This window comes from Microcoleus sp. FACHB-672 (assembly GCF_014695725.1).
In the GTDB taxonomy this organism is placed as follows: Bacteria; Cyanobacteriota; Cyanobacteriia; order Cyanobacteriales; family Oscillatoriaceae; genus FACHB-68.
The window spans coordinates 12,774-38,444 of record NZ_JACJOU010000011.1 but is presented as its reverse complement, the minus strand read 5'-3'; the positions used below and the strand labels follow the sequence as shown (position 1 = coordinate 38,444).

The 25,671-nt window shown below is 46.1% G+C and carries 29 protein-coding genes and 1 pseudogene; 18 read left to right on the top strand and 12 right to left on the bottom strand.

Translation table 11 applies throughout. The annotated features are described in order from the left end of the window. Both H6F56_RS06655 and H6F56_RS06650 read left to right on the top strand, forming a co-directional pair. Window positions 1-240: pseudogene (locus H6F56_RS06655) on the top strand (calcium-binding protein); the annotation flags it as partial. 351 nt (window positions 241-591) lie between these two features. After that, window positions 592-765: a hypothetical protein gene (locus H6F56_RS06650; RefSeq protein WP_190666095.1), complete on the top strand. Its 174-nt coding sequence runs from the start codon at window positions 592-594 to the stop codon at window positions 763-765. A 14-nt stretch (window positions 766-779) separates the two neighbouring features. Here H6F56_RS06650 and H6F56_RS06645 read toward each other — a convergent pair whose 3' ends face one another. Then, entirely contained in the window at window positions 780-1,385 is a 606-nt protein-coding gene (locus H6F56_RS06645) for a class I SAM-dependent methyltransferase (protein ID WP_190666092.1), read from the bottom strand. Between the two features lie 223 nt (window positions 1,386-1,608). On the opposite strand from H6F56_RS06645, the gene H6F56_RS06640 reads away from it, so the two are divergent. Next, window positions 1,609-2,082 (top strand): regulatory protein RecX, encoded by a 474-nt coding sequence (locus H6F56_RS06640; RefSeq protein ID WP_190666090.1) that lies wholly within the window; start codon window positions 1,609-1,611, stop codon window positions 2,080-2,082. A gap of 138 nt (window positions 2,083-2,220) precedes the next feature. Here the strand turns inward: H6F56_RS06640 and H6F56_RS06635 are convergent, their stop codons facing one another. Next, window positions 2,221-2,649, bottom strand: a complete 429-nt coding sequence (locus tag H6F56_RS06635) for a DoxX family protein (RefSeq protein ID WP_190666088.1) — start codon at window positions 2,647-2,649, stop codon at window positions 2,221-2,223. 264 nt (window positions 2,650-2,913) lie between these two features. On the opposite strand from H6F56_RS06635, the gene H6F56_RS27285 reads away from it, so the two are divergent. The 3 genes from H6F56_RS27285 to H6F56_RS06620 all read left to right on the top strand — a co-directional run bounded on the left by H6F56_RS27285 (window position 2,914) and on the right by H6F56_RS06620 (window position 4,750). Next, the gene (locus H6F56_RS27285) at window positions 2,914-3,237 is read left to right on the top strand and encodes an S-layer homology domain-containing protein (RefSeq protein ID WP_242031893.1); all 324 of its coding nucleotides are present in this window, start codon (window positions 2,914-2,916) and stop codon (window positions 3,235-3,237) included. 35 nt (window positions 3,238-3,272) lie between these two features. Continuing rightward, entirely contained in the window at window positions 3,273-4,163 is an 891-nt protein-coding gene (locus H6F56_RS06625) for an alpha/beta fold hydrolase (protein ID WP_190666086.1), read from the top strand. Between the two features lie 230 nt (window positions 4,164-4,393). Next, window positions 4,394-4,750: a hypothetical protein gene (locus tag H6F56_RS06620; protein WP_190666084.1), complete on the top strand. Its 357-nt coding sequence runs from the start codon at window positions 4,394-4,396 to the stop codon at window positions 4,748-4,750. 577 nt (window positions 4,751-5,327) lie between these two features. On the opposite strand, the gene H6F56_RS06615 is transcribed toward H6F56_RS06620, so the two are convergent. From H6F56_RS06615 to H6F56_RS06595, 5 genes are all read right to left on the bottom strand, one after another. Further along, complete coding sequence (locus tag H6F56_RS06615) at window positions 5,328-7,100, bottom strand: NAD+ synthase (protein WP_190666079.1); 1,773 nt, start codon at window positions 7,098-7,100, stop codon at window positions 5,328-5,330. A 73-nt stretch (window positions 7,101-7,173) separates the two neighbouring features. Beyond that, entirely contained in the window at window positions 7,174-7,899 is a 726-nt protein-coding gene (locus H6F56_RS06610; RefSeq protein ID WP_323797747.1) for an NUDIX hydrolase, read from the bottom strand. A 72-nt stretch (window positions 7,900-7,971) separates the two neighbouring features. Next, entirely contained in the window at window positions 7,972-8,568 is a 597-nt protein-coding gene (locus H6F56_RS06605; RefSeq protein ID WP_190666072.1) for a nicotinate-nucleotide adenylyltransferase, read from the bottom strand. A gap of 203 nt (window positions 8,569-8,771) precedes the next feature. After that, entirely contained in the window at window positions 8,772-10,190 is a 1,419-nt protein-coding gene (locus tag H6F56_RS06600; RefSeq protein ID WP_190666070.1) for a nicotinate phosphoribosyltransferase, read from the bottom strand. A gap of 378 nt (window positions 10,191-10,568) precedes the next feature. Next, the gene (locus tag H6F56_RS06595) at window positions 10,569-10,919 is read right to left on the bottom strand and encodes a DUF6717 family protein (RefSeq protein ID WP_190666069.1); all 351 of its coding nucleotides are present in this window, start codon (window positions 10,917-10,919) and stop codon (window positions 10,569-10,571) included. 125 nt (window positions 10,920-11,044) lie between these two features. On the opposite strand from H6F56_RS06595, the gene egtC reads away from it, so the two are divergent. From egtC to egtD, 3 genes are all read left to right on the top strand, one after another. Then, on the top strand, window positions 11,045-11,836 hold the full coding sequence (gene egtC / locus H6F56_RS06590; protein WP_190666068.1) for an ergothioneine biosynthesis protein EgtC: 792 nt from the start codon (window positions 11,045-11,047) through the stop codon (window positions 11,834-11,836). Further along, on the top strand, window positions 11,811-13,106 hold the full coding sequence (locus tag H6F56_RS06585) for an ergothioneine biosynthesis protein EgtB (RefSeq protein ID WP_190666067.1): 1,296 nt from the start codon (window positions 11,811-11,813) through the stop codon (window positions 13,104-13,106). The genes egtC and H6F56_RS06585 overlap by 26 nt, the downstream gene beginning before the upstream one ends. 156 nt (window positions 13,107-13,262) lie before the next feature. Further along, a complete protein-coding gene (gene egtD, locus H6F56_RS06580) occupies window positions 13,263-14,327 on the top strand; it encodes an L-histidine N(alpha)-methyltransferase (protein ID WP_416360986.1) in 1,065 nt (354 codons plus the stop codon). A 201-nt stretch (window positions 14,328-14,528) separates the two neighbouring features. Here the strand turns inward: egtD and H6F56_RS06575 are convergent, their stop codons facing one another. After that, window positions 14,529-15,002, bottom strand: a complete 474-nt coding sequence (locus tag H6F56_RS06575; RefSeq protein WP_190666066.1) for a Spy/CpxP family protein refolding chaperone — start codon at window positions 15,000-15,002, stop codon at window positions 14,529-14,531. A gap of 326 nt (window positions 15,003-15,328) precedes the next feature. On the opposite strand from H6F56_RS06575, the gene H6F56_RS06570 reads away from it, so the two are divergent. Together H6F56_RS06570 and H6F56_RS06565 are read left to right on the top strand one after the other, a co-directional pair. Beyond that, a complete protein-coding gene (locus tag H6F56_RS06570; RefSeq protein WP_242031892.1) occupies window positions 15,329-16,507 on the top strand; it encodes a sensor histidine kinase in 1,179 nt (392 codons plus the stop codon). Continuing rightward, window positions 16,504-17,172 carry a response regulator transcription factor gene (locus H6F56_RS06565; protein ID WP_190666064.1) on the top strand — a complete coding sequence of 223 codons (669 nt, stop codon included), beginning with the start codon at window positions 16,504-16,506 and terminating at the stop codon, window positions 17,170-17,172. Before H6F56_RS06570 ends, H6F56_RS06565 begins: the two co-directional genes overlap by 4 nt. Before the next feature lie 22 nt (window positions 17,173-17,194). On the opposite strand, the gene H6F56_RS06560 is transcribed toward H6F56_RS06565, so the two are convergent. Together H6F56_RS06560 and H6F56_RS06555 are read right to left on the bottom strand one after the other, a co-directional pair. Next, the gene (locus tag H6F56_RS06560) at window positions 17,195-17,806 is read right to left on the bottom strand and encodes a hypothetical protein (protein WP_190666063.1); all 612 of its coding nucleotides are present in this window, start codon (window positions 17,804-17,806) and stop codon (window positions 17,195-17,197) included. A 120-nt stretch (window positions 17,807-17,926) separates the two neighbouring features. Continuing rightward, entirely contained in the window at window positions 17,927-18,541 is a 615-nt protein-coding gene (locus H6F56_RS06555; RefSeq protein ID WP_190666062.1) for a thylakoid membrane photosystem I accumulation factor, read from the bottom strand. A 77-nt stretch (window positions 18,542-18,618) separates the two neighbouring features. Between H6F56_RS06555 and H6F56_RS06550 the strand changes: the two genes are divergently transcribed. The 5 genes from H6F56_RS06550 (at window position 18,619) to H6F56_RS06535 (ending at window position 23,621) form a co-directional block, all read left to right on the top strand. Next, window positions 18,619-19,488 carry a FecR family protein gene (locus H6F56_RS06550; protein WP_190666061.1) on the top strand — a complete coding sequence of 290 codons (870 nt, stop codon included), beginning with the start codon at window positions 18,619-18,621 and terminating at the stop codon, window positions 19,486-19,488. 473 nt (window positions 19,489-19,961) lie between these two features. Further along, window positions 19,962-21,929 (top strand): CHASE2 domain-containing protein, encoded by a 1,968-nt coding sequence (locus tag H6F56_RS06545; RefSeq protein WP_199312621.1) that lies wholly within the window; start codon window positions 19,962-19,964, stop codon window positions 21,927-21,929. Window positions 21,930-22,082: 153 nt separating this feature from the next. Then, window positions 22,083-22,208 carry a hypothetical protein gene (locus H6F56_RS26770; RefSeq protein ID WP_255513690.1) on the top strand — a complete coding sequence of 42 codons (126 nt, stop codon included), beginning with the start codon at window positions 22,083-22,085 and terminating at the stop codon, window positions 22,206-22,208. Window positions 22,209-22,327: 119 nt separating this feature from the next. After that, on the top strand, window positions 22,328-22,885 hold the full coding sequence (locus H6F56_RS06540) for an Npun_F5560 family protein (RefSeq protein WP_190666060.1): 558 nt from the start codon (window positions 22,328-22,330) through the stop codon (window positions 22,883-22,885). After that, window positions 22,878-23,621 carry a hypothetical protein gene (locus tag H6F56_RS06535; protein WP_190666059.1) on the top strand — a complete coding sequence of 248 codons (744 nt, stop codon included), beginning with the start codon at window positions 22,878-22,880 and terminating at the stop codon, window positions 23,619-23,621. The genes H6F56_RS06540 and H6F56_RS06535 overlap by 8 nt, the downstream gene beginning before the upstream one ends. A 280-nt stretch (window positions 23,622-23,901) precedes the next feature. On the opposite strand, the gene H6F56_RS06530 is transcribed toward H6F56_RS06535, so the two are convergent. Further along, entirely contained in the window at window positions 23,902-24,273 is a 372-nt protein-coding gene (locus tag H6F56_RS06530) for an STAS domain-containing protein (RefSeq protein WP_190666058.1), read from the bottom strand. 247 nt (window positions 24,274-24,520) lie between these two features. On the opposite strand from H6F56_RS06530, the gene H6F56_RS06525 reads away from it, so the two are divergent. Further along, window positions 24,521-24,715 carry a hypothetical protein gene (locus H6F56_RS06525; RefSeq protein WP_190666057.1) on the top strand — a complete coding sequence of 65 codons (195 nt, stop codon included), beginning with the start codon at window positions 24,521-24,523 and terminating at the stop codon, window positions 24,713-24,715. Window positions 24,716-24,823: 108 nt separating this feature from the next. Here the strand turns inward: H6F56_RS06525 and H6F56_RS06520 are convergent, their stop codons facing one another. Next, window positions 24,824-24,976 carry a hypothetical protein gene (locus H6F56_RS06520; protein WP_190666056.1) on the bottom strand — a complete coding sequence of 51 codons (153 nt, stop codon included), beginning with the start codon at window positions 24,974-24,976 and terminating at the stop codon, window positions 24,824-24,826. 30 nt (window positions 24,977-25,006) lie between these two features. On the opposite strand from H6F56_RS06520, the gene H6F56_RS06515 reads away from it, so the two are divergent. Next, window positions 25,007-25,636 carry a DedA family protein gene (locus tag H6F56_RS06515; RefSeq protein ID WP_190666055.1) on the top strand — a complete coding sequence of 210 codons (630 nt, stop codon included), beginning with the start codon at window positions 25,007-25,009 and terminating at the stop codon, window positions 25,634-25,636. Window positions 25,637-25,671 lie beyond the last annotated feature (35 nt).

Genomic DNA, 25,671 nt, shown 5'->3' with positions numbered 1-25,671 from the left:
TTAATCGGTGGTGCCGGCAGTGATCTCTTTGTCCTGAAAGTCGGTGCCGGCAGTGATACGATTACCGATTTCACGGATGGTGAAGATTTGCTGGGTTTAAGTGCCGGTTTAACGTTCGAGAATCTTACGATTACTGCCGGTAATAATGCCACTTTAATTCTTGCCGGTGATGAATTGTTAGCCTCTTTAAATGGAGCGGTTGCCGGCTTGATCACTGTCAATGATTTTGTCCAAGTATAGTTAGACAAATCGCCTCTACTGTCATCTAATATTATGTTGGGTTAAGGCTAAGCTCTGACGGAGTGACAACCCCGTCAATAGTTCGTTTGCTGAGGATAAATTGGCTTTAGTCACTTGGCAATGTGTATGATTTTTCGATTTAGATGGCCATTTAAATCGAACAGTATTTGTACAAATTATTGGGGAGCGAAACATTTAAAATATCGTGCCCGCAGAAAGTTAGAGGATTTCTAAAGACAGAGATATGATCGCTGGGGGTGAAAATCTCTACACCCCGGCATACACATTTCCCTAAGACGAATTAGTAAAATATATTCAAAGGATTATTAAACTGACTGAGAAGCATTGACGATGAAAAAGTCAATTTTAAGCATTGTACTGTTCGCTTGGTTACTTCTCTTGATTACCGCTCCCTTTGCAGCATTGGCTAGTTTAATGCTCTTTGTCGTGGGTGCCGCATTTCTCCGAACCTTTTGGAGTTTATTCGCTGTCTTGATTGCCGGTGATTCTCGTGAGTCATCCTAATTACTCTTTAAGGCTCAAGAGGGTTGAGAAAAAATGGTTAACAAAACCGGCCCTAACAAATAGTAATGACCCACATAGTTAAACCCAGCCTCAATCCCTAATTGCTCACGAGATTGCGGGCTGTAAAGCCGGATACCGCCGGAGGAAACCCCTAAATACTGAGGCTGGGATTGCTGGTTTGTGGTGATATCAACTAAGTAAAACTGTCCACCTTTTTGCAATACCCGGCTGACTTCTGCAAATACTTGTTCAGGGGATGGGTAGTGCAAAAAACTTAGGGTGTTGAAAACAGCATTAAACTGACCGTCTGCAAACGGAAGGGCGAGGGCGTTACCTTGCAGGTAAATAAGACGAGGTCGGTGATGGTTGCGGCTACGCGCTTGACGGATCATTTGAGCAGATAAATCTAAGCCGATGCCGCGCAAATCTGGAAAAGTAGCGGCCAATCTTGAAAGTAGCCGGCCTGTTCCACAACCAAGATCTAAAACATTCGCTTGAGGAGGTAAATCAACATATTCAAGCAACCTTTGGTGAATTGCTTGATAAATGACAGAGGGGAAAAGCGAATCGTAGGAAGGTGCCCACAGATCGAACAGTTGCTCTTTGTTATTCACCGGCATGATTGGTTACGGTAGCGTGTAACCGCGTTTAAGGTTAGATATGCAAGACTGTTAGTAAACCTTTTATTCCTAACTATTATAGACAATATTCAATAAGTTTACTAATAAATCGATTCTGGCCTACTGGGACTAGATGGTAGCTTTCTTTAATTCATTCAGCTTTTAAATTTGTTTTATAATTTAATGGCGAGCATTTTCATTATTTAAGCAGGTTATTGTCTTCATGAGCAGTTGTCTTGATTATTTCTATAACATTTTGTCTCGCCGCGACTATAGCGCTGCCCAACTACGCAAAAAAGGACAGGAGAAGGGCTTTGAGGAAAGCGAAGTGTTAGAAGCGATTAATTACCTTCAAGAAATGGATGCTCAGTCCGATTCAAAGTTAGCCGCTAGCCTGATTTCCTCTTATACAAAAAAATATGGCAAATCTGTAATGAGGCGCAAATGCATGGAAAAAGGAATTTCTGTGGATTTGTTTGAACAAGCGTGGAGCGAACACCTTGAACAAATGGAGGATGGGGAAACAGATCAGTTGGCTGGATTAAAAGCTAAAGTGATGCGAAAGTACAGTATCGATACTTTTCGCCGGCTCGATCCAAAAACTAAATCAAAGTTATGGAATTATCTACAATATCGTGGGTTTAATCCTTTTGAACTATTAGAAAAATGGCAAAGGGAAGAGGAAGAACTTGATTAACCGGCATTTCCCGTCCTGGGTTACTTTCACTTTTCTAAAATCAGTTATCCTAAGCTCTTTTGCTTCCAACTTTCTGTCACTTAGCCACAATCTGAATTCATGTGCGGTCTTGCAACAAAAAACTTAATTTTCAGAATTCTACTCTTTACTAAACTTATGTAGATTAGCAATAATTGAAGTTTGCTGATTTTCCTCATTCGGCTGGGTATATAACCAAGCCCAAGCAATAAAAACTGCTTGGAAAGGTAGCCTTATCCAATAGAGGATGGGAATGTGAGGAATTCCTTCAATTGGAATACTATTGACAGCCTGGTTGATGTTCGCTGGAAACACAGCGATAAAAAGCGCGATAAGTCCCCAAGCTGCCGCACGGCTCACCGGCGGTACTAATAGCCCGATCCCACCCAGAATTTCAAAAAAGCCGCTGATATAGACTAATTCTAGCGGGTAGGGAAGTTGCGGTGGCATGATTCTCACAAATGGAACGGGTACGGCAAAATGCAGCACTCCGACTACTACCATTGCTATAGCGAGGATGACGCGCCAAATTTCCTTTTGGGATTTCATAATAAAAATTGATCATGGCTTTTCAGTAGGAAACATTAACACCGATACAAGCGTCACTTCACCCACCCGCAGGCGTAGATATCAGGGGTGAGCAGTCGTGGGTTTTAATGTGTCAGACTATGGATAGAGTCTGCTTTCTTTTTTCTCAACTTTTATCTAGACAAACGCCGACTTATTGGAAAACAACTTAATTTTTTTAAGAGGTGAAAACCGATGTTAAACTTTTTTAAAACTCTTTTTCATTCCGCTACAGTTATTTTAGGAATGACATTGATAGTAGCGCCGGCAGCTATCGCACAACAACCGCAACAGATAGAGCAAGCAGCGCCACAAAAAAGTATGACTTACGGTTGCTTTGCCGGCTATCCCGATGATACGTTTCGCGGCGATCAACCTGTAAGCCGGTATGAATTTGCGGCGGGGATGAGTGCCTGCTTAGATCAAATTCGTCAACTGATAGAAAGTTCTCGCTCAGAAGGCGTAACGAAAGAAGATTTAGCCGTGCCGGCAGCTCAACTAGAGCGCTCTCGGCAAGAGTTAGATAATTTACGTGAGCGCCTAGATAATTTAGATCCTGAGAATAAATAAAACAATCGTCACTCAGGTAACTTTCAGGATGCAATATGTCAGCACGTAAATTTGCTAGCTTTCTGCCGCCGGCAGTCAACGATTTAAGAGAATCTACCTCAATTTCTCTCGCTGAGAAAATTCAGCAAATCCCCATTTTTACACCCCTGCATTCCCAACCCATTGCCACTGCCTGCGTGCGTCAAGGAAGTGGGGAAACTCCCCTCGTCTTGCTGCATGGTTTCGATAGTTCCATGCTAGAGTTTTCCCGGCTTCTTCCCCTGCTAGCTACCCACAACGAAACTTGGCTTTTTGATTTATTGGGATTTGGCTTTACAGAACGACCATCAGGGCTTTCCTTTACCCCGTCAACCCTTAAAACCCATCTTTATTGTTGCTGGAAAAGCTTAATTGATCAACCCGTGATTTTAATAGGAGCTTCAATGGGAGGTGCGGCAGCAATTGATTTCGCTCTTACCTACCCACAAGCGGTAAAAAAGCTAGTTTTAATTAATAGCCTCGGTTACTCAAGTTGGTTATCTATCGGAAAATTTTTATTTCCCCCTTTTGACTATCTAGCGGTTGAATTTTGGCGGCAGCGAAAACTCCAAGCGTTGACACTTGGCAGCCTCAGCGGTTGGAATTCCGATTCAATTGAGGCTTTAAGATGCGTTTGCTCGCACATGGAAATGCCTGGTTGGTATGAAGCGTTGAGCGACTTTACCAAAAGTGGAAGTTACGGTGACTTAGAGGATAAAATTCCCCTCCTCAATACCCCAACGCGAATCTTATGGGGAGAACTTGATAAGGACTTAGGAACCGAGGATGCCAAGAAGTTTAAGCAAAATATCAAGAATTCACAGCTCCTTTGGGTTTCTAACTGCGGTCACGCTCCACACTTAGAAAAGCCGGCTGTTACTGCTCAACATATTTTAGAATTTAGGTAAGCTTTTTTTTGGAGACTACTTTATAGCGTAAAAATTAGAGGCAGGTTTGGTTAACTATTTTACTGAGATATTGCCTGTAATTATCTACTAGAGAAACCATCAAAAATCAGGGTTAAAATCTTAGGAGATAACCCTATAATTTATACCGCAAAATCCGCCCTTCTATAGCCGCAAAGCCTTTGTTTATAAGCTAAAATAGAAATAAGTCACAAACCCATTGCTTTGCGATTATGAAAATCCAATCTTCCGTGTTAGTTCATCTCGGATTCGGCAAATATGTGCGCTCTGATCAAGTCACAGCGCTGGTGCCGGTTGAGGAAGATCGGGGTCCAGGGCGACGAACTTTTGTTCATGTAGAAGGGCAAACAAATCCCCTTGTCGCTGCGCGTGCTGAAGACACAATTGTGCGCGATTTAGTGCAAGAACCGCGTGAAGTTACTCAATCGCGTCAGCAACAAGATATCCTCCAAGATTTGCTAGTAGATTTGAGTAATGTCAACGCAACTGTACGGCGGATCAGCCGTGACGAGGGAGGACTGGATCTCGAACGTTTAGAACGGCGTATTCGCCAAGTTTTAGAGTCTTAGTGAATCATAGAGTCTAGCCTTAACTGAGCTAGCTCTGTAGCCTAATAAACAAGGAGCGTGAACAGCATGGGGCTTCCCTGCATTCGCGCTCCTTTTGCTGTTTTTTATTAAAATTTTTAGATGTTATTTTAAAGTTAAATAGGGACTCAAAATGCTAATTTACTAGGGTGTGTTATCAATTAAGCCAGAAAACAGCAGCAGCTAGATAATCCGCATCGTATCCCTTGCCAGCCAAGAGCTTATCGGCAGCCACTTCCTCAAGCAAGAGCATCCGCTCCATCCCAGGTCACACGCTTGTCCATGAGTCAAATGGAACCCTATAGGGTTGCCCAAAGCGTCCACCAGTGCATGAACTTTGGTACTCAATGCCTCGTTGCTGCGACCAATCGCTTTGCTAACAGCATCCCCTCTTTACCCTAGCACTGGGCTGTTAGACGCGTACAATCGCCCTTGTCAATCGTGGCGTATTCCTTGCAAGGTTGAACTTTCTCAAAAAAGCGCTTGCAAAAAAATAAGCCGGCACCATCAACCGGCTTTACTTTTATTCCTAAAAATCTCAATTATCTGATGTAAGTTCTCAAGAAGAAACCGATGCTGGTTTATGCAACTGTGCTGTTAAAGCACTGCGTTTGCTGGCAATTGGCATTCGCCAACCCGTACCAAAAGCACGATCTGTCACTTTTAATCCCGGAGGCGCTTGCCGGCGCTTAAATTCCGCAATATTTACTAGCTTCACCACGCGCTCAACCACAGTGCGATCATGTCCCGCCGCAACAATATCAGCCGGCGATTCATGATTGTGGATAAATCGATGCAAAATATCATCCAACGTATCATAATCTGGCAATGAATCTTGATCGACTTGACCAGGTTTTAGTTCAGCGCTCGGTGGCTTCACAATTACATTTTCTGGAATGATTTCTTTTGTTCCACCGTTCCCGTCATCCCCAGCTTTCCGGCTATTATTAAGCCACCGGCAGATAGAATAAACCCGTGTTTTGGGAACGTCGGCAATTGCAGCTAATCCGCCATTCATATCCCCGTAAAGGGTACAGTAACCAACGGCCATTTCTGATTTGTTGCCGGTGGAAATTAGTAAATGACCAAATTTGTTAGAAACAGCCATTAATAAGTTTCCACGAATTCGAGATTGTAGGTTTTCTTCGGCAGTGCCAAAAGCCGTGCCGGCAAACACGTCAGCCAGGGTTTTATCGTAATCTTTCATCAACTCACCAATAGCCAACGTGTGAGTTTTAATGCCCAAACTTTCTGCCAGTTTCAGTGCATCTGTAACAGAATGATCGGAACTGTAAGGAGATGGCATGAGAATACCAAGGACGTTTTCTTTCCCTAAAGCTTCCACCGCAATTGCTGCCACCAAAGACGAATCTATTCCGCCACTTAACCCAATGACAACCTTAGAAAATCCACATTTATGTGCATAATCTCGCACGCCTAAAACTAATGCTGAAAAGATTTCTTCATCTTCATTTTTTGGTGGCTGAACGATGGATGCCGGCAGAAGATCACGTTGAGTTTCATCAAATTCTATTTGCACGAAATCCACTTCAAACGCGCCGGCACGACAGACGACTTCACCGGCACGGTTAAACGCCACACTGCCACCATCAAAAATTAAGTCGTCATTTCCCCCAACTTGATTCGTATAAATGATAGGTTGCTTGAAGCGTGTCGCTGTATGTCGCAGCATTGACTCTCGCAATTTGTGCTTACCCACGCTGTAAGGCGATGCCGATAAATTAATCAGCAAATCGACACCAATTTGAGCTAGATCAGCAATTGGATTTGTAGCATAGCTACGCTTACCCCAAAATTCCTCATCGTTCCACAAATCTTCGCAAATTGTGACGCCAATTTTGAGTCCTGAGTTCTCAGTGCTGAGTCCTGAATCGGGATCAGGGGTAAGAGTAAAGAAGTTTGCTTGCTCACCTGGCTCAAAATACCGATACTCATCAAAAACATCATAAGTTGGCAACAAACGCTTGTGAAACATCTGCCGCACCCCGCCTTTTTCTAGCAAAGCAATGCTATTAAATAACGGCTTGCCGCCACTCATACTCACTCGTGAATTGCGATCAACTGTTCCTACCAACACTGCGATGGATGCCGGCAAATCTTGCGCTAACTGCTGCAAAACAAGTGACATCTCTTCAACAAAACTCGGTGCTAATAGTAAATCTCGTGGTGGATAACCGCATAAAGATAACTCTGGTGTCAGCAGTAGACGAACATTATTTTCAGCAGCCTTCCTTGCAGCGACTAAAATCTGCTGAGCGTTGCCGGTTAAATCACCGATTGTGGGATTGAGTTGTGCAATTGCAATTTTCATGTTGTTCCTCACAAATGTTTTTTAATGCAAAATATTTATGAATTCATTCACATTTTAACTGCAAAATTCACGTTTAAATAAAAACCAAGGGCTTATCTTTTAATTGGGCGAATGCCTCTGCATCAAATCGGTATAAAGTTGCTGGACGACCGGCACCGCGTGAAACCTTAACTTTCGTATCGTATAAAAAACCCAACTTTAGCAGACGCGTGCGGAAATTGGAGTAATCTGAGAAATTTTCTCCCAAAACTGTCGTATAAAGTTGATAAAGGTCGCTTAAAGTAAACACTTCGGGCAACACTTCAAAAGCCACAGGACTATACTCCAGTTTATTTCGCAGCCGGCGGTAGCCATACTGCAAAATTTGATTGTGATCAAAGGCAAGTTGCGGCACTCGATCAAGCGGATACCAAGCAATGCCGGCAACCCCATTCGCAATTAATTCAGCTTCCTCAAACCGCACTAGCGCAAAGTAACTAACCGCAAGGTAGCGCACACCAAAACTGTTCGGAGATTCTCTAGGATCGCGTCCTGGCCCTCCAAAGGTGTATAACTGCTCTAAATACAAATTTTGCACCCGAATTTTCTCAGCCAAAATTCGGTAAGCAGCATCTTCAAGCGATTCTCCTTGACGAACCAGTGTTCCCGGCAAACTCCATTGCCCAAAAAACGGTTCGTCTTGCCGCATAACTAACAACACCAGCAGCCGGTTTTGTGCCGTGTCAACCGAGAAAATAACATTATCGACCCCAACTTTGAAGTCTGCTAGTGAACTGTGTGTTCGCCCTTGTTTTTCCACCGGCACTGCCCTGTTTGTTAGGGGAATGTCACATTCAAACTGTTTCAAATGCCTTACTTACCCTGAATATTGCTAATTTTTTAAATTCGACCTAAGCGCATCTTGGCATACATACAAATGCTCTTGATGGATATAAGCCTCAACCGGCGGCGTTAATGCCTCTGTTTCCCCTCTCTCACGATACGCGGTAGAAGAGACAGCCGGCGCGGTTAAATCCGCAATTGCCACTTGTGCGCCCATCTGTTTCAGCGGTTCTAAATCCCGCTCTTCTAACGTATAAGACGAGCGTGGCACCACCAATAATTTAACTTGTTGCAGCAACTCATCAACACAATACCAGCGCGGCAATTGATTCACCAAATCCGAACCAATTACCAAAGTAAAATCCGCATTTTGCCATAAACAGCGAGCGCGTTCTACTGTTGTGAGAGTTCTAGGGCTACTAAGTTCTGGATGAACAGCAATGTTATACCGGCGCGGCGAAATATCCTCAATCAATAACCGCAACATTCTCTCTCGATGCTCCAGCGGAGTTTGATGAGATTTAAACGGATTATCAGATGCCCAAACTGCCACTTCATCAAACTGTTGAGACAACCAACTGAGAATCTTTTGGTGGCCAATTGTTGGCGGATCTGCACTTGTACCAAATAAAGCAATCTTAACCATTTCAAATTCAACTTAAAACAACAAAGATTCAATCAGTAGAACTCTCGCTTAACCCATCCTCCCAATCATTATCATCTTTGCAAAACTAGATAAATCATCCCTATATGCCTAACGGCACGCTGCGCTATCATCTGTGTTTATCTGTGTGCATCTGTGGTTTAATATCTTCAAAAATCCCTCTTCTCAAAGCCCACACAAAACAACTACGAATTTCTCGTTTGTTGCGTAAGCATTTGCAACTCGGCAGAAAGTTCCACCGGCACTCCAACCGGATCATGCAACCGGCGTGCCTCAGACGGCAAACTCGCAACCGAAGCAGCCGTGCGCTGCGCGATCGCTTCCAGCGGTTCTGCCGGCAGCATCCGTTTACCCTGCTTCATAACCAGTTGCAACAATTCAATTTTGGATTGCAGTTCTTTTTCAGTTTCCCCCTCCGTCACCAATCCCAAAATATCTCCGTGAACTTGCCCCCCTTCCAGCCGGCGAAATATCTGCTTGCGCCCCGGATAAGTCCCCTTATCTGGAGATTTTTTCATCACGGGCACCCCATCAATTTCCACCAATTTGTAAACCCCATTCACCGGCGTCCCCGTTACCAGTCGCGTTCCCAACCCGTAACCGTCAATTTTCGCGCCGGCAGCTTGCAACCGCCCAATTTCCCACTCATCCAAATCCCCGCTAGCAAAGATGGGAACCCCAGGCAAGATCGCCCGAACCTCCTGAGATAGCTTAACTAAATCCCCAGAATCCAGCCGTACCCCGCGCAACTCCATGTCTCCCGCTTGCAGCCGGTGGGCTAATTCTTGCGCCGCAGCAATCGTATCGTAGGTATCGATTAATAGTGGTGCACCGGGGAAATAGTGGTGAAACGCGGTAAATGCCTGCCCCTCACTGCCAGAAGTTGCCGACAGCGCCATAACTAACGCGTGTGCCATCGTGCCGGCGGGTTTGCGTCCCAACTTCAGCGCCGCCAAAACATTAGAGGTGGCATCCAAACCTGCCGCCAATGCTGCTCGTGCCGCCCACAGAGACGCTTGGGGACCAAAAGCTCGCCGCGTCCCAAATTCCATTAACGTCGCTTGAGGGCCGGCAACATCCCGCAGACGGGCAGCCCGCGTTGCGATTAAGGTTTGGTAATTTAAGGTGTTCAGCAGATAAGTTTCCACCAGTTGCGCCTGCCAAAGCGGCGCTTCCACCCGTAACAACGGCTCATTGGGAAAAATAGCCGTTCCCTCCTGCACCGCCCAAACATCGCCGGTGAAACGTCCCTCCTCCAGCAAAGACCAAAATCGCTCAGGGGCGTCAGTAAAAATTCCCGTTGCCTGTAGTGCTGCAATTTGCTCTGGCGTAAAGCGAAATTGCTCTAGGTAGTCCAACGCCTGCGCTAACCCCATCGCAATTAAATAGCCATAGCCTGCCGGCAACTTGCGGGCAAACAGCTCAAAACTGGCTTGCCGCTGATCTAAACCTTCGCCGGTATAGCAAGCCGCCATCGTCAGCTGGTAGAGATCAGTCAGAAGGCTGTAATCCTCAGGATAGATTGTCAGTTCTGGGTTGTCTCTCTTCACCTGTTGCTGAAGATTTTCCACGTGCGGACTGTTCAAGTCAGTAACAATACTCATATAACCAGCTCCCTTAGGAGGTCTGTCTTTTAAATTATAGTACAAATTACCAAAATTACATCAGGAATATTTTATAAATAATCAGGTTTTTTCAAGAAAATCAGCTTTTCGGGGATTTTAATCCCTTAATATAACAATTTATCTCAACAATTTTGGTGAAATCTATTAAAATTCAGATGAGTCAGAACGATTTGCGCCCACCGGCACCTTAACTTTTTTCCATAGCGCAATGCTGACACCGCTTAGCAAACAAGTGGGTTGATTATAACCGGCAATTGACAGAGCAAACCGTTCACCCGGATCATTTCCCCTAATCCCGGCAAATTCTCAAACTTTTGCGAACAACTGCTTAATAGTTGTCAGTTTTCCCCTCAAGAATTAAGGAGAAAGTTTTTCAGCCTTGCAATAAATTTTCTGGGGTGCTTGATTAAAATACTTAAACAAGGCCGGACACAACCATCCGTCTAAATTTTGTGCCGGCCAGCGATACCAATTGCCTCCATACTCGTCTCTTAGCCAAGTCATTTCTACCTGGTAGCCCGGAAAAGGAGTTTGAGAAAACAACAGCTTAAACCCCTTGTTCGCATCAGGAATATCTTGAACCAGCGTGTTAATCATCTCCGGAATCCCGCTAACAAAAGGCTCGCGAACAAGTCCAACTTGCTGATCATCAAACACCCAAGTCCCCTGATATAAATAGGGGAAAATTACCCTAATTGCATTAGACATTACCCTTACCCCTGAGTTCGGCACCGGCATTTAGATCGATATTGCTTCTACAGTGGCACATTCAACGATTGCGCTTCTACAATATTAAGTATTGTTAAACACTTCGGAGCGTTCGCGGTTTACTCATGTGCCGTATCCTTGGCTATTTTGGCCCGCCCATTCTACTAGACTATGTCCTGAGCAAACCCGAACACTCGCTGATTGTTCAAAGCTACCAACCCCGTGAAATGACCTCTGGAGTCGTCAGTGCAGACGGCTTTGGCGTTGGTTGGCATCACGCGCAACGGGACACTGATGCTTTTGTGTACAAAAACACCCTGCCCATTTGGGGTGATATTAACCTCGAAAACCTCAGTCGCTATATCGAGTCAGGATGCATTCTCGCCAACGTTCGCAGCGCGACAACAGGGCAATCGGTGGATTTAAGCAATTGCCAGCCTTTTCGGAATCAGCGAATCTTATTCACGCACAACGGTTTCATTAAAAACTTTCGGAAGACGCTTTACCGGCCAATTCGAGATCGCCTCAATGATACCGCCTACCAAGCGATTGAAGGCACCACTGATTCAGAACATATTTTCGCCCTGTTCAATCACGAATTAAGTGTTGATCCCGATCTTTCCTTAAAAGATGCCTTGCAAACGACATTGCTCACGGTGTCTGATTTGGCAACATCCCATGAAACGGATGCCTCACTCAATATCATCGTCAGCGACAAACACCAACTGGTTGCCAGCCGATTTTCCACAAAATCACCGGCACCTTCCCTTTACTGGTTGCGGGACGATCCAACTTTCCCAGATGCTGTAATTATTGCCTCGGAACCCATGTTTGCCGGCGGCAACTGGAACCGATTTCCAGAAAATAGCATTTTGACTGTGGGAGAGAACCTTGATATCAACATCGATCAACTGTAGAGACACCATCCGCGACGCTTTGCAACAGTGTCGCATCGGCACCTTGCAACTCTTTGAAGGAATGGATGATGCTACATTCCGCCGGCAAGCGCATCCTGAGTTCAGTCCCGTCGGCTGGCACTTAGGACACATTGCCTATACGGAAGCCTTGTGGTTGCTACAGCGCAGCGCCGGCTTACCCCCGGCGTTTCCTGAATATCATCAACTATTTGCCGCAGACGGCTTACCCAAAGCCAAACGGGTGCAACTGCCAAACCTGCCAGAAGTGCGTCAATACCTCAATGCCGTTCGAGAAAAAGTCCTCACCTACCTCGAAACCGCACCCCTTGAAAAACAAGAACGTCTCTGGCGCTTCATTATCCAGCACGAAAGCCAACATTGTGAAACCATTGCCTTTGTGTTGCAGCTAGCAGCCGCAAGCGCCGGCACAGAATTACAAAAAGCCCCCAATCCCCGAACCTCAGCTAAAAGTCTCCATCCCCCTTCACAGATGATTCAAATTCCCGTCGGCGAATTTGAACAGGGGAACGATTCTGCCGACGCAATGGACAATGAAAAACCCCTTCACCGGCGTTATCTTGAAACCTACTGGATTGATCGCTATCCCGTCACTTGCCGACAATACCGGCAATTTATGGCAGCCGATGGTTATCAAAATTCTGCATATTGGTCAAGTGCCGGCTGGGAATGGTTGCAAGCAAATCCCGTCACACAACCTCTGTATTGGTTAGACGATCTCACCTATGACAATCACCCAGTCTGCGGCGTGAGTTGGTACGAAGCCGAAGCTTATGCAAAATTTGCCGGCAAACGACTACCCACAGAATCGGAATGGGAAAAAGCAGCCGGTTGGAATGGGGAAACAATCAGCCGACGCACCTATCCTTGGGGAGAAACAGAACCCAACGCCAGACGATGCAATCACCAGTTGGTAAAAGATAGGACGCAAGAAGATGCGCCTATTCAAAATCGCACAATGCCGGTGGATGCTTACCCAGCTGGCGTCAGCGCTTATGGCTGCTACGATATGCTGGGCAACGTTTGGGAGTGGACAGCAACCTGGTTCCACGGGTATGAGGGGTTTAAATTATATCCCTATGCCGGATATTCCCAAGCTTATTTCGACGGTGAGCATCGGGTGCTTAAAGGTGGAAGTTGGGCGACGCGTCCCTGGGCGATGCGATGTAGCTTTCGCAATTGGTATTATCCCGGCGTGCGTCAAATCTTAGCCGGTTTTCGCTGTGCCAGTAGTGTTAATTTGCACACTTAAAGCAGTTATGCCGGTACAACATCAACCCCTTAACTTCAGGCAGATTTAGCCAGAGTCAGGTGCGTGCGACAATAGCTTACGGGTGGCTCCCTGGAATGAGGGTGAGCGGAAAGGCTGGATATGTCACCCGTTGGTGCTTCTGAGATATAAAGTGTGATGAAATTTTCAAGACAGTCAGACATGGCGGATGCCTTCTCCAGTGCGACTAGCCAACCATTTACCCTGGAAGAGCGATTGCATCTAGAGCGATTAATTAGCCCGATCCAAGCTTCAGCAGAAGAACAAGCAGGCGGCAGTGATGTGATCAGCGGTTTAACGCAGATTCCCAAATCTCTGCCGCCACGCTATTTTTATGATGACCGGGGATCTGAGTTATTTGAGCAAATTTGCGATCTGCCAGATTATTATTTAACCCGAACTGAGGCGGCGATTCTGCGTCGGTGTGCCGGCTCTATTGCTCAATTAACAGACGCATGCGAAATTGTGGAACTCGGCAGCGGCAGTTCCACAAAAACCCGTATTTTGTTAGATGCCTACAACCAGCAGGGTTATCCGCTGCGCTATTTACCGATTGACGTGAGTGGGGGTATCTTGGAAAGCAGCGCCCGTGATTTGCTGAAAGATTATCCTTCATTGCAAGTTCACGGATTAGTTGCGACTTATGAGCAGGCATTGCAAAAGCTGACCCCGGCACGTTTGCCAAACCGGATGATTTCTTTCCTTGGCAGCTCACTCGGTAATTTGAACTCTGGTGAATGTGATATCTTTTTCTCTCAAATTACTGGCGCATTGCAAGCGGGAGAATATTTTCTTTTAGGGATTGATTTACACAAATCTAAAGAAGTTTTGGAGCCGGCTTATAGCGATTCTCAAGGAGTCACGGCTGAGTTTAATTTGAATATGCTGCGCCATTTAAACCGGCGGTTTAAGGGAAATTTCGATCTCGCACAATTTGAACACTGGGCTTTTTATAATGAAGACCAACATCAAATAGAGATGCACTTGCGAAGTTTAAGCGAGCAACGTGTTTACTTACGCGCCCTTGATTTAACCGTCGAATTTGAAGCCGGCGAGACAATTATGACAGAAATTTCTCGGAAGTTTGATTTAGATGTCATGCAACAGTATCTCAAAGCCAGAGGATTAGAGCCGGTGCAAATTTGGACTGACTCGAATCAATGGTTTGGTTTATTACTGTGTCAATTACACCCGGCACTTTAAAGGGAACATCCCATTTTTGTAAACTTGTCATGCCGGCACCTTGCCCGCTTGTCTTAATCTTAGGAAGCAAGATGCTGCGACTCTAAATATTTTGGCAAATCTGAGATGCACCCGCTCTAAACTCCAGACATCTTTTACTAGGGGCATCTCACGATTTGCAAATCGTCAGGGGCGTGACTCACGCCCCCTGCAATCCCTTAACTACCGCTGTTGATTTCCTTCTGGGCGGGATTGACGATATTGCTCCATTTGCTGAAGCTGTTCAGCAGTCAGAATTGATTTCATCTTCTCTATTGATTCGCGACGCAGTTCCTGAATTTGCGCTTGTTGTTCTGAGGTGAGATTCAGCGACTCAAAAACCTGACGCATATTTTCCCGATTGCCTTTAGCTGCTTCTAGACGAGCTTTTTGTTCATCTGTCAGGATGTTGTTCATCTGCTCCCGCTCAGCTTGCTTGATGAGCTTCATCTGTTCCTTTTGTTCTTCCGTCAAGTTCAGCCTGTTCTTGCCTTCCCGCCGCTGCTGTTGTGCCGGCGCATCCGGTGTAGTCGATTGAGCAAAGGCTGCCGGAATCACACTAGCAGATAGCGTCAGAGAAGCCGTAGCCATCAATAGAGGCAAGAGTTTAACTGGGGAAAGCCGGTTTTTTAAGGTCAGAGTGAAATTAGATTTCATAGAAGTCCTCAGAGATTGAACGAACAAACGATTCGCGTGTTTGTTATTCACATCTTAGTCATCACCGGCTCTCTTCTGCATGGGTCAAATTTCCTAATTTGATGTAGTACCAAAGTCCTAATTGCTTTTGGATTTTGGTTACTAGGTGCCTTTTTTCAAGCAGAAAAGTAAAATTTTGACAAATTCTGTTCTGTATGAAATACATTTAAACTGAATAATTATTGCAAAGCTCATTCCTGCTCTCTTTCGTCGCGGAGAGCTAAAATTATCTTTCCTTGCCTACCATGCACCGTCAATCACCCTTTTTCAAACATTCGTTTCGCCTCATGCTTTATCTGGAATGGATTCTGCTGGGCATTACACTGCTAGGACAGATTCGACCAAGCCGGTTTGGAATAAATGAGACGACTCTATCGTTATCAATTCTCACTTTAATTTGCTTTGGTTTAATGGGTTTAAAGCTGCCAACAGAGAAAACCCGTGACAAAGTGCTTTATACAGGCTTGGAATTTGGACTACTGTTTTTAACTTTCCTGCTAGATAGCCGAACCGGCTTTTTCCCGCTGCTGGGCTTAATTATTGCGATTCGCAGTTGTTTGATTTTTCAGCAAGTTGGGCGTTTAATTGTCGCAGGACTGGTGTTTACCGCCTTCCTCCTAACGTTGTTTCTACGAGTGCCGGCAGTGCGTTCGATGAAACACGGCCCGATGCCAGACTACATTGCTAATACGATTCTTACCCTCAAGCTCAATACCGCAGTCTCTTTTGGTCTGACGCTTTTATTTATCTTGCTATTAGTAAATGCTTTGCTTGCCGAACGTCAAAGCCGTGAGAAAATACTGCTGGCAAATGCCCAATTACGTCAGTATGCTTTACGAATAGAAGATCAGGCAACGCTGCAAGAGCGCAATCGCATTGCTCGGGAAATTCATGATGCTTTAGGACACGCCTTAATTGCCCAAAGTATTCAGTTAGAAAATGCCTTAGTATTTTTGCCGGCAGGCGCTGAGAAGACAGCTTCATTTTTGCGGGAAGCCAAACAGTTAGGTTCGACGGCATTGCAAGAGGTGCGACGGTCAGTTTCTACACTTCGCACTGATGTCTTGCAGGGGCAATCCCTAGAAGCGGCACTTCTCAAAGCAGTCAGCGAGTTTCAAAAGACAACCGGCATTGTTCCTCAGAGTCAAATTTACTTACCTCAAGCAATTCCTAACGAAATCAGCACAACACTTTACCGTATTGTTCAGGAGTCGCTCACCAACATTTGTAAGCATAGCAATTCCACAGCTATCACAATTCACATTCAGGAGATCGCTGGGGTGATTCATCTCCAGATTGACGATAATGGACGAGGTTTCAAACCCGAACAAAATACAACCGGCTTTGGACTTCAGGGAATGCGGGAACGAACGGCGGCTTTAGGCGGACAGTTTTTCTTAGCAAGCCAACCGAAAAAAGGCTGCCGAATTACTGTATCGATTCCATTACCTAAATTAGCCCTATGACAGATGCCAAAATACGCCTATTGTTAGTTGACGATCAGATGATTATTCGTCAAGGTTTGAAGAGTTTATTAGAAGCCAAACCCGATTTAGAAGTTGCCGGCGAAGCGGAAAACGGAGAACAGGCGATTGCACAAGTTGAAACGCTACAACCTGATGTGGTTTTAATGGATGTCCGGATGCCGGTGATGGATGGTGTTGCCGCGACACAGTTGATTTGCCGGCAATTTAGCAAAACAAAAGTGTTGGTTCTCACGACGTTTGATAATGATGATTATGTCTCGCAGGCAATGCGATTAGGTGCTAGAGGCTATCTGCTCAAAGACACTGATTCCGACGACTTGGCAGAGGCAATTCGAGCCGTTCATAAAGGCTATACCCAAATGGGCCCCGGATTGTTAGAAAAAGCAATCTCCCCTCCACCACCGTCAATTCCACTACAACCAACCTGTCTGCCACCGGCATTAGCGGGGTTGACGGTGCGAGAGCGTGAAGTAATCTGTTTAATTGTTGCAGGAGCGAGTAATCGCGAAATTGCGGAAACGCTTTATATTGCAGAGCGAACCGTCAAAAATCATATCACCAGTATTTTGAGTCAGTTGAGTTTGCGAGATCGCACACAGGCTGCGATCTTTGCCAGTGCTTTCTTGCCGCTATTGCAGCCTTAATTGGGAAAAGCAACTGACTCGTTTAGCAAATAGGCCGGCTACCGGGATTCACGGCATGGATACACTCACTGCCAGAAACCGGCCATCCCCGCCGGTAAGAAGCTTCCTCTGGCTGTCCCCACCCTAGCTGCAAGATAATTTCTAAAAAGTTACTGTTTTCCCACTTACACAGACCGGCCCATTCTGTCCGCTGCGCCAGCGTTTCCACATCAGCCGACTGAATCTGCCCGTGATCTTTGCCGGCGTTCACACTTAGATATAAATCCATCCCATCTGTCACTTCCCGCCAGAAGGTTAAAATTGAATGCTTCGCCGCCTTCAGCACTTCCACATCGCTTGCCAGCGCAATCAATTGGTCGTCTACTTCCGGATAAGATAAAGTCTTGCCCTTAACCGTGAGATAGCGCCAGACAATGCCTGAGATGCGGTGTTCCCTCTGGTAGCGGTGGACAGTGGCTTTAAAGTCTTGATAGGCGGTGAACTTTTGCACCCCATCCGGTTTCAGAAACTTATCGATTAACGGATTAACCCCAGAAGTTTTCGCAGCCAGGTTTAAACGCTGGCCATTGAGACAGGCGCGGCGCTCATCAGCCAAGATGTTGATTAGCTCTTGTGTGCTGTAAACCTTGCTCATCTGAACCCTATTAGGTCGCAGTTTCCCATAGTTTAACCTCTACAACAGAAGAGGGGGAGAGAATTGAGTGTTGAAAATTTTCACAGTTCTCAATTCTCTCTAATTAATCAGTTTTCGCGCTTACTTACTCACCTCAGAGCTATACTCGTTAAACGAGCGGCGCTTCATCAGCTCAACAGATTTTTCACGCGGCACCAAATCAAACACCTCCCGGAAAGCATCGTCTACTTTCTCAAATGCCACTTGTCCTTTGGCATCTAAAACGACTTTGCCAGACTGGTCAATTAAAACCGTTTCTGGAACGACCCCGTGGTAGTAATAACCCGGTTCTGTCTTGTCATAGGTAGATTTCACCGGCAACGCATCCACATTCAAGGGGAGAAAATCTGTACTTCGCCCGTAGAAAGATTGAAGTCCCGATACGACCGGCGCAAATTGTTTGCAATCGCTGCTGTCATCGACAAAAAATACCAGCAGTGCCGGCTTGCCTTGCTTCAGGGAATCTGCCAGCTTAACCTTCGGGGGCACTAAAGAGCCATTACCGCCATACAGGGCGTAGATATTGCCATCAAATCGGTCATCATTAATCCCAGCCTGAGCTGCCGGTGTTCCCACCCACAAGCCGCTGCCGAGAATAATCAGTAAAGCTAGCAAGCAGCCGGCGAAAGGACGTAGCCATGACCGGCAAGCTGCAACAGTTTTGCAAAAGTCAATGTGTAACAAATGAAAAATCATACCAAAGCAGTAGTGGAACTTCTATTGTCTCCGAGTAGGCTATACATGGGCTTTGCCTTCTCTCATTTTGGCGTGTTATGAAGCGACTTCTCACTCCCACGCAGATCACAGGACTTTCGCTAGTGCTCTGTGGTTGGTTTGTCAGTTTCTCTTCTAGCGTCGCACAACGCCCCCCAATGGCGAATAAAGAAGGTGAACGTTGGGTGCAAATTCGCCAAGTTGAAGGCGAAGTGACTTACCAAGGACAACCGGCTAGAGTCGGGGATATGCTGGCAGAAGGCGAGAACCTCAGCACCGGCAGCAATTCTAGCGCTACTTTGGTTGTGGATGATGGCATTGGTACAGTGAGTGTTTCAGAACTCACAAATCTGCAAATCCAAAATTTAGATATTCTTCCCAATGGCGCGAAAATAACCAGGCTGTTCACAAATCGAGGGCAGTCAGTAGCGCGACTTCGACCTTTTGTTAACCCCGACTCCCGCTTTGACATTGCTTTTAGAGGGGACGATGAAGATGAGGAAGGCGGGGTTGCCGGTGCTCGCGGCACAGAATATGGCGTTGCGGTTGGCCCGACTGGTAAAACCGGCATTTCTATCCGTAGCGGTACAGTCGAAGTCGTCGCTCAACAGCAAAGCGTACTCCTTAATGCCGGCACTTCTTCTTTAGTCGTTCCAGGAAAACCCCCAACACCCCCCAGAAGGACAGGGGAGAATGTACAGCTCAAAGTGAAAATTTTGCCTTCCACCCTAAATAAACAAGTCCGAGTCAGTGGTGAAGTCGATCCGCTTAACTTGGTGTTTCTTAACGATCAGCCGCTCGAAACTGGAGTTGACGGTAAATTTGATACGCTTACTTCTCTATTACCGAGTCGGACACTGAGGTTAGTGGTACGCACTCCTTTAGGGCAAGAGCAAGTTTATGAATTAGAAGCTGCTTCACAACCCTGATCAGAAGCGTCTAAACTTAAAATTTCTTTGTTATAAAACTCATTTATGTCGTCTTTCTTAAGATATATTTTGCCGGCTGAGCGCGTTTTGCTGTGCCGGTAAGTCGCTGCATATAAGCAAAGGAAAGCTCACCCACTAGAGGGATGTAAGAAAACCTGATCGAATGCGTAACTAGACATAAGGGTGGGATTACTCTAGATTGCCACGCCACTGAATTCAGGGTGCCACTGGGTGCATAATACTGATTCAACAAAAGTGGATGTTGGGGTTTTAGATTCGTCAGGGGCAACTACCATCCACAAAGACAGCTGAAAGTAAGTATTTAAGCACTGCCACTTTCCAGCACTGAGAAGATCGGGAGCCTCGAATCTAGGCGAGTAGCACGCAAGTCCTCGCACTGCCAAAACCTTTACCGTTGCAACATCGGACATCTGGGCTAGGCAAGGACTTCACGCACTGATGGTGTAATTTCAATGGGCACAAGTGTGATAGCTCAAAACTCTGCTAAAGCCAACAATCGCTCCGATCTCGCCTCTAAACAGATATCTGTCAAGAGGCTAGGCAACCCGTGCCGATCCGCTTCAAGTTGGCTGAGGAGTGGTCTGTCTCAAGGCAAAAAAATCTGGCAGGCTGTGGGTAGTCTTCACACGTTTATTCCCGGTGCGGTGGCAGCCGGCCTTTCTATTGGAATGTGGCAAATGGGTGCGTGGCAACCACTGGAACAGTTGGGTTATAACGCAAAGTTTCAGATGCAAGAGTTGGGATTGATGCCCAGTGCCGGCTGGGACGACAAAATAGTGGTGATTGGGATTGATAATGCGACTTTAAACCAATACGAAAGATTTCCCTTGTCACGCAATCGCTACGCTCAACTGTTGCAAGCGCTGGAACCCTCTAAGCCGGCGGTGATCGGGTTTGACCTCTTATTTGTTGACAAAGGTAAAGGAGATCAAGAATTTGCCAGTGCAATCTCGCGCACCGGCAATGTAGTGCTCTCGACGGCTTGGGATGACCAAGGGCAACCGCTTAAACCTCTACCAGAATTCAGAAAAGACGCAGCCGGCATCGGTCAAATTTGGCACAACCCTGATCCGGATGGCATCAGCCGGCGCGCGGCAGTATACGCAAAGAATAAGCCGGCGCTGGCTGTGAAAATGCTTGAGGTGTACAACCAGCAGACAGTAGCTTCCTTATCGAAAATTAAACTACCCCAGCCAATAGCCGGTAAAAAGCGCCAAACGGTTTGGTTAAATTGGCCGGGGAAAGCTCAATCTTTAACCACTTATTCTTTTGCCGATGTAGCAGAAGGAAAAGTGCCTTCTCGTGCTTTTACCGGCAAGCTGGTATTAGTAGGTGTCACCGCAACAGCGATTGATTCGATCAGATCCCCTTTTAATCAAAATTCTCCGACATCTGGGGTTTATCTCCACGCTGCTTTAATTGACAATTTGCTCAACTCAAAATTATTAAAACCGCTGGACGAAACGCTGATTTTGTTGTTATTGCTGGCAGTTGGGCTGGGAACCTGTTATGTCTGGGAACACAGAGGGGTGGTAGGCCGGCTGACGCTGATTGTTGGGTTGCCACTCGCTTGGTTGCTCATTGCTTGTTGTGCTTTAAGCTGCTTTCAAATTTGGATGCCGGCTGCTGCGCCAGTGGGGACAATGTTGCTAGCCGGCTTCGGGGTTCAGTTGCGCGATCACTGGGAGAAACTGCAAGAACGACGCGAAAAACAATTATTAATGGGCCTGTTTGAACAATATGTGGCTCCAGAAATGGCTAGCCTCATTTGGCAGCGCAAAACAGAAATATTTCACAACGGTCATCTGCTCGCGCAAGAACAGGTGGCAACGGTTTTGTTTATGGATATTCGTGGTTTCACTTCTATTTCGGAAAAAATGGCTCCAGGAGAGCTGTTTACCTGGCTTAATGAATATTTAAATGCAATGACCGAGTGCATTATGGATCGCGGCGGCGTCGTTGATAAATACATTGGGGATGCGATCATGGCAGTATTTGGGGTGCCTTTTGCCCACACAGAAGAAGAGGATATTCGCCAAGATGCCTTAAATGCAATTGACGCTTGTATGGCAATGCACAAAAAGCTAAAAAAGCTCAACCGGCGCTTAAGATTTGAAGGCAAACCTCAGATTAAAATTGGTATCGGTATTCACACTGGCCCTGTGATGGCCGGCAGTATGGGAGGCAGCCGGCGTCTTAATTATTCTGTGGTAGGAGATACGGTGAATGTGGCATCGCGCCTGGAATCGATGAATAAAACCGTCACCTCTGAAAACCCTTATAGTGTGTTAATTAGTGGCAAAACTTATGCCTATGTCCGCAAGCATTACCGGGCACAATCGGTTGGAGCAACCCAACTCAGGGGCAGAGAAAAAGCCACGATGATTTACTCGATTTTAGGTAAGAAAAAAAGCAAATAGTTGACTTGGCCGTTGAAATTGTAGCCAGACAATCATAATTTGTCTGGGTCGGCTAAAAAACTTTTTTGTGTAGCTTTTTATATTTTTTGAGTGCTTGCTTGTTTAGACAGCTCTTGTTGCCTATCCTCTAAAAAATAGTGAGGCAAAATGGAGATGCCATTTTTTAAAGGCTTTTGGTTGCCGGCACGCGATCACAGGCAATCCCATTACCTGGCTCCCAAATCGGCCTTCTTGGAGCCGGCCATGATAAAGTTTTCTGACAACACCGGCTCTAGCTAGATGCCAATTCCCGCCCTAGATGGTAAATTAGCTTAAAAATAAGTATTACTGGAGAGCTAGCAACTGCCGGCTCCCAATCCTGCCATAATCATTCATATTCTTTGGAGCTGCAAGCCACCGTGAGCCTAACCGAATCCGCCCTACAATCCCTGCAAGCAGAAAACGCCCAGCTACGGGAAGAACTGCAAATGCGCGACCAACTTGTGCAACAGTTATCTCAAGAGCTTTTCCGGCTCGTTAAGGGCAAAACGACAGTTGCCCCCCAGCCAGAAGTTTCTGAGCGCAGCAAAGCCCAACTCCAAGCCTTACGCGAACAACTGCTAGGTGTGGAGCAACAAGTCACGTTTTACCAAGAGCAAATTGCTGAGCGCGATGCCGAGATTTATCAATTGCGTCAGTCAGTCCAAGAATTAAACGATCGCAGCCGGATGCTAGAGCAAGTGGTGCAAGAACTGCCGAGTGTGTATCGCGAGAAGTTTGCTGAACGCATGGAACCCGTGAAAGAAAAAGTCGCGATGCTGCAGAAAGAAAATCGCCAACTTCACGCTGAGTTGCAAAGCGCTAGTTACCGACTTGCGGTGAGAAGCAAGCGCGCAAACACAGGCCGGCCCGATCTACCTAGCTTCGCACCGGGAAGTAACCCAGGGCTAAATCTGCCTTCATTTGGGAATGCCTGAAGTTCTGATTGTGATCGATGCTGAAACTGAGCCGGCAGAATTTCTCCTGCCGGCAGTTTTTGCGCTCGATTCAATGATTTCTGCGTTTCAGCAAGCCATTGCATCTACTTCTGCTTCGCCACATTCATCGGCACCGACTGTCCGGGTGATTACAACGGATTCCCTTGACACGATATCGGCATCTGATGTGCTGCTGTGTCCTTTTACCCTAAATCTGCCGGCCACACTTTCTTTTCCAGCTCAGCAAATTTACCGGGTGTGCCGCGATATTGTAACGTTACGGCAGCGCGTTGAGGGCATGGGATACGCTACGGGTGCCGGCAATTTTTGGTTGCCTGTTGTCCTCACCAGCAAAGGGCCACTTTACGCAGAGGTGATCGGTTTAACTGAGGAACTGCCGGCACCTAAACCCTCAACAGTCTCCCCCTCTTCTTCCTTCCCCTACTGCCAGCCGGTGCATCTATCCGACGCTTGGCGTCAGCAACTCTACAAACTCGCCGGCAACCTCCTGCGATCGCTTGACGCCCCACCAGCTACCTATTTAATGCAGTTTGGATTTCAAGAAGGTGCGATCTGCTTTGATCGCCTTTGGCCATTTCCCGCAGCGCCGGCACTCGCAAGTCTTAGCGTCCAAGAACCTAACTTGTTTACCTGCCACTGGTATTGCTTGGCCGGCCAGCCTATCTTAGATGTAACCATTTCTGGCTCATCTGCATCTTATCTGCATTTTGAATAACAACGAATCGCGCTGCCTTCTCTTCCAGGCGTTGATTTATTGCTTCTGTAGATGAAGCAATAAAATTTACAATATAAAATTACTAGAGTTTCTGGCTTATCAGACAACTTTTTACCTTATTAGTAGAAACACTGAAAGTAATTTAAAGAATTTGTAAAGCGAAAAAATTTATACTGATACTTCAAAAGTTGCTTTCTGCAAAGCAAAAACTTAAGCTATTTTTTACCAAGACAAGATGCACCGACTGATAGATAGCACACACCCATTCAAACTCAACCCCTTAAGCCGCAACTAGGCCGATATTTATCAGCGGTGCAGCCTCTTGAACTAAAGTTTGGACAAACCCGTCATAACTGTCAAAAATTTCAAATGCCCTATCAAGCTGAGTGATTTCAAAAATCAGCCGTACCGTCGCTTTCAGGTTACAGATCACCAGGCGGCATCCCTGTTGGCGCGCCACTCGCAGCCCTGCTACTAATTCAAATAAGCCCGAACTATCCACAAAATCAACAAAACTCATATCAATGATCCAGAGATTGTGCTGCTCTGGTAAAATTGCGGCAACCTGCTGCTGAAAAGCTCTGCCACCGCTTCCATCTAAACGTTCTGGTGCGTGAAGAAGAATAGTTTGATTGACTGCTATGGATTTCATTAGTTTGACCCCAATAGGTTGAGAAAAGAAGTGGGTATTGCCGGCTGAGAAAAACTCAAAAGAAATACTGTCGTGATGCTATTAGGATGGAATAAGTTTCCTGAAGTTGGTTTGTATTCCATCACAGTATTGCTGTGATTCGCATCACATAGCACACGCTTATGAAATTTGTAGTATTTAGCAAGCCCTAAAAGGTAGCCAGCAGCCTATTTATAGTGGGGATATTGTTTACTTAAAAGTCAGTTATATGATTGCGATTTTGACGCAAGCGGAGGCTTCATTGTTGCCATTTTGGCAGGAAAATCAATTTCTACAAAAAAATAGCGAGGTTTTTGCCGGCAGTCCAGCAGTTTCAGGCTTTGCCGGCACTTCCTTAACCCATAGAGGATTTGGCCCAGCCATCAGTCCCGCCCTAGGCTGCAAAGCCCAAAAGTGCGGATAAATAAACTTCCTTAGCCAAAAAAAGGCTAAGGAGCTGTCTTTTCGGCAAATACCCGCAACTTCTAAGAAATCCTCCGATTTTGTTAAAATAAGTTCATACTGAGTTTAGTCAGTTCGGACTAAACCTATCCCAACCTTGACCGGCAAGCACAAAAGCCCTACGGGTTGGATCAAAGTCGTTTCCGATTAAGCAGAAACGCCCATCTGTAAATACAGGTTTCCACCGGCACATAAACGAGTTGCCGTCTGGAGGATGTGACAAAAGTCTAAAAATTTGAGAAGGCTGTGTTGAATGTCCCTTGAATTTGTATCGCTGGAGACAATCCAGGAAATTGCACGTCAATACGGCTACTGGGCAGTGTTTCTCGGCATTTCCTTAGAAAATGCCGGTATTCCCCTTCCCGGTGAAACAATTACCCTCGTTGGTGGTTTCCTTGCCGGCAGTGGAGAACTAAATTACTGGTTCGTTTTAGCAAGCGCGATCGGTGGGGCCGTGTTAGGTGATAACTGCGGTTACTGGCTAGGTAAATGGGGCGGCTGGCCCTTAATGCTGCGTCTGGGTAAAATTTTTCGCTTCTCAGAAGAGCAGTTACAACAAGTCCGAACCCAATTCATTGACAATGCTGCTAAAGCTGTATTCTTAGGACGATTTGTGGCGCTTTTGCGGATTTTTGCCGGCCCGATGGCAGGCATCGCTCAAATGCCCTACGGACAATTTTTGTTGTGTAATACTGCCGGTGCGACGATTTGGGCCGCTGTCATGGTGAGTTTAGCCTTCTTTGTGGGGCGAATTGTCCCCTTAGATCAGTTAGTCACTTGGGTCGCTCAATTTGCTGTCGTGGCTTTAATTCTAGTAGTAGCCTGGATTGCCGTTCCCATTTGGCTAGAATCTCGCGCAAAGCGACTAGAAACGCGGGACTAGAGAAATGGGATGAGGGGAATGGGAAGAGTGGAAGA

What these genes read in the sequence shown, in the direction of transcription:
- H6F56_RS06650 (WP_190666095.1), top strand. Translation starts at nt 592, where the DNA reads ATGAAAAAGTCAATTTTAAGCATTGTACTGTTCGCTTGGTTACTTCTC.
- H6F56_RS06645 (WP_190666092.1), bottom strand. Translation starts at nt 1,385, where the DNA reads ATGCCGGTGAATAACAAAGAGCAACTGTTCGATCTGTGGGCACCTTCC.
- H6F56_RS06640 (WP_190666090.1), top strand. Translation starts at nt 1,609, where the DNA reads ATGAGCAGTTGTCTTGATTATTTCTATAACATTTTGTCTCGCCGCGAC.
- H6F56_RS06635 (WP_190666088.1), bottom strand. Translation starts at nt 2,649, where the DNA reads ATGAAATCCCAAAAGGAAATTTGGCGCGTCATCCTCGCTATAGCAATG.
- H6F56_RS27285 (WP_242031893.1), top strand. Translation starts at nt 2,914, where the DNA reads ATGACATTGATAGTAGCGCCGGCAGCTATCGCACAACAACCGCAACAG.
- H6F56_RS06625 (WP_190666086.1), top strand. Translation starts at nt 3,273, where the DNA reads ATGTCAGCACGTAAATTTGCTAGCTTTCTGCCGCCGGCAGTCAACGAT.
- H6F56_RS06620 (WP_190666084.1), top strand. Translation starts at nt 4,394, where the DNA reads ATGAAAATCCAATCTTCCGTGTTAGTTCATCTCGGATTCGGCAAATAT.
- H6F56_RS06615 (WP_190666079.1), bottom strand. Translation starts at nt 7,100, where the DNA reads ATGAAAATTGCAATTGCACAACTCAATCCCACAATCGGTGATTTAACC.
- H6F56_RS06605 (WP_190666072.1), bottom strand. Translation starts at nt 8,568, where the DNA reads ATGGTTAAGATTGCTTTATTTGGTACAAGTGCAGATCCGCCAACAATT.
- H6F56_RS06600 (WP_190666070.1), bottom strand. Translation starts at nt 10,190, where the DNA reads ATGAGTATTGTTACTGACTTGAACAGTCCGCACGTGGAAAATCTTCAG.
- H6F56_RS06595 (WP_190666069.1), bottom strand. Translation starts at nt 10,919, where the DNA reads ATGTCTAATGCAATTAGGGTAATTTTCCCCTATTTATATCAGGGGACT.
- egtC (WP_190666068.1), top strand. Translation starts at nt 11,045, where the DNA reads ATGTGCCGTATCCTTGGCTATTTTGGCCCGCCCATTCTACTAGACTAT.
- egtD (WP_416360986.1), top strand. Translation starts at nt 13,263, where the DNA reads ATGAAATTTTCAAGACAGTCAGACATGGCGGATGCCTTCTCCAGTGCG.
- H6F56_RS06575 (WP_190666066.1), bottom strand. Translation starts at nt 15,002, where the DNA reads ATGAAATCTAATTTCACTCTGACCTTAAAAAACCGGCTTTCCCCAGTT.
- H6F56_RS06570 (WP_242031892.1), top strand. Translation starts at nt 15,329, where the DNA reads ATGCTTTATCTGGAATGGATTCTGCTGGGCATTACACTGCTAGGACAG.
- H6F56_RS06565 (WP_190666064.1), top strand. Translation starts at nt 16,504, where the DNA reads ATGACAGATGCCAAAATACGCCTATTGTTAGTTGACGATCAGATGATT.
- H6F56_RS06560 (WP_190666063.1), bottom strand. Translation starts at nt 17,806, where the DNA reads ATGAGCAAGGTTTACAGCACACAAGAGCTAATCAACATCTTGGCTGAT.
- H6F56_RS06555 (WP_190666062.1), bottom strand. Translation starts at nt 18,541, where the DNA reads ATGATTTTTCATTTGTTACACATTGACTTTTGCAAAACTGTTGCAGCT.
- H6F56_RS06550 (WP_190666061.1), top strand. Translation starts at nt 18,619, where the DNA reads ATGAAGCGACTTCTCACTCCCACGCAGATCACAGGACTTTCGCTAGTG.
- H6F56_RS06545 (WP_199312621.1), top strand. Translation starts at nt 19,962, where the DNA reads ATGGGCACAAGTGTGATAGCTCAAAACTCTGCTAAAGCCAACAATCGC.
- H6F56_RS26770 (WP_255513690.1), top strand. Translation starts at nt 22,083, where the DNA reads ATGCCATTTTTTAAAGGCTTTTGGTTGCCGGCACGCGATCACAGGCAA.
- H6F56_RS06535 (WP_190666059.1), top strand. Translation starts at nt 22,878, where the DNA reads ATGCCTGAAGTTCTGATTGTGATCGATGCTGAAACTGAGCCGGCAGAA.
- H6F56_RS06530 (WP_190666058.1), bottom strand. Translation starts at nt 24,273, where the DNA reads ATGAAATCCATAGCAGTCAATCAAACTATTCTTCTTCACGCACCAGAA.
- H6F56_RS06525 (WP_190666057.1), top strand. Translation starts at nt 24,521, where the DNA reads ATGATTGCGATTTTGACGCAAGCGGAGGCTTCATTGTTGCCATTTTGG.
- H6F56_RS06515 (WP_190666055.1), top strand. Translation starts at nt 25,007, where the DNA reads ATGTCCCTTGAATTTGTATCGCTGGAGACAATCCAGGAAATTGCACGT.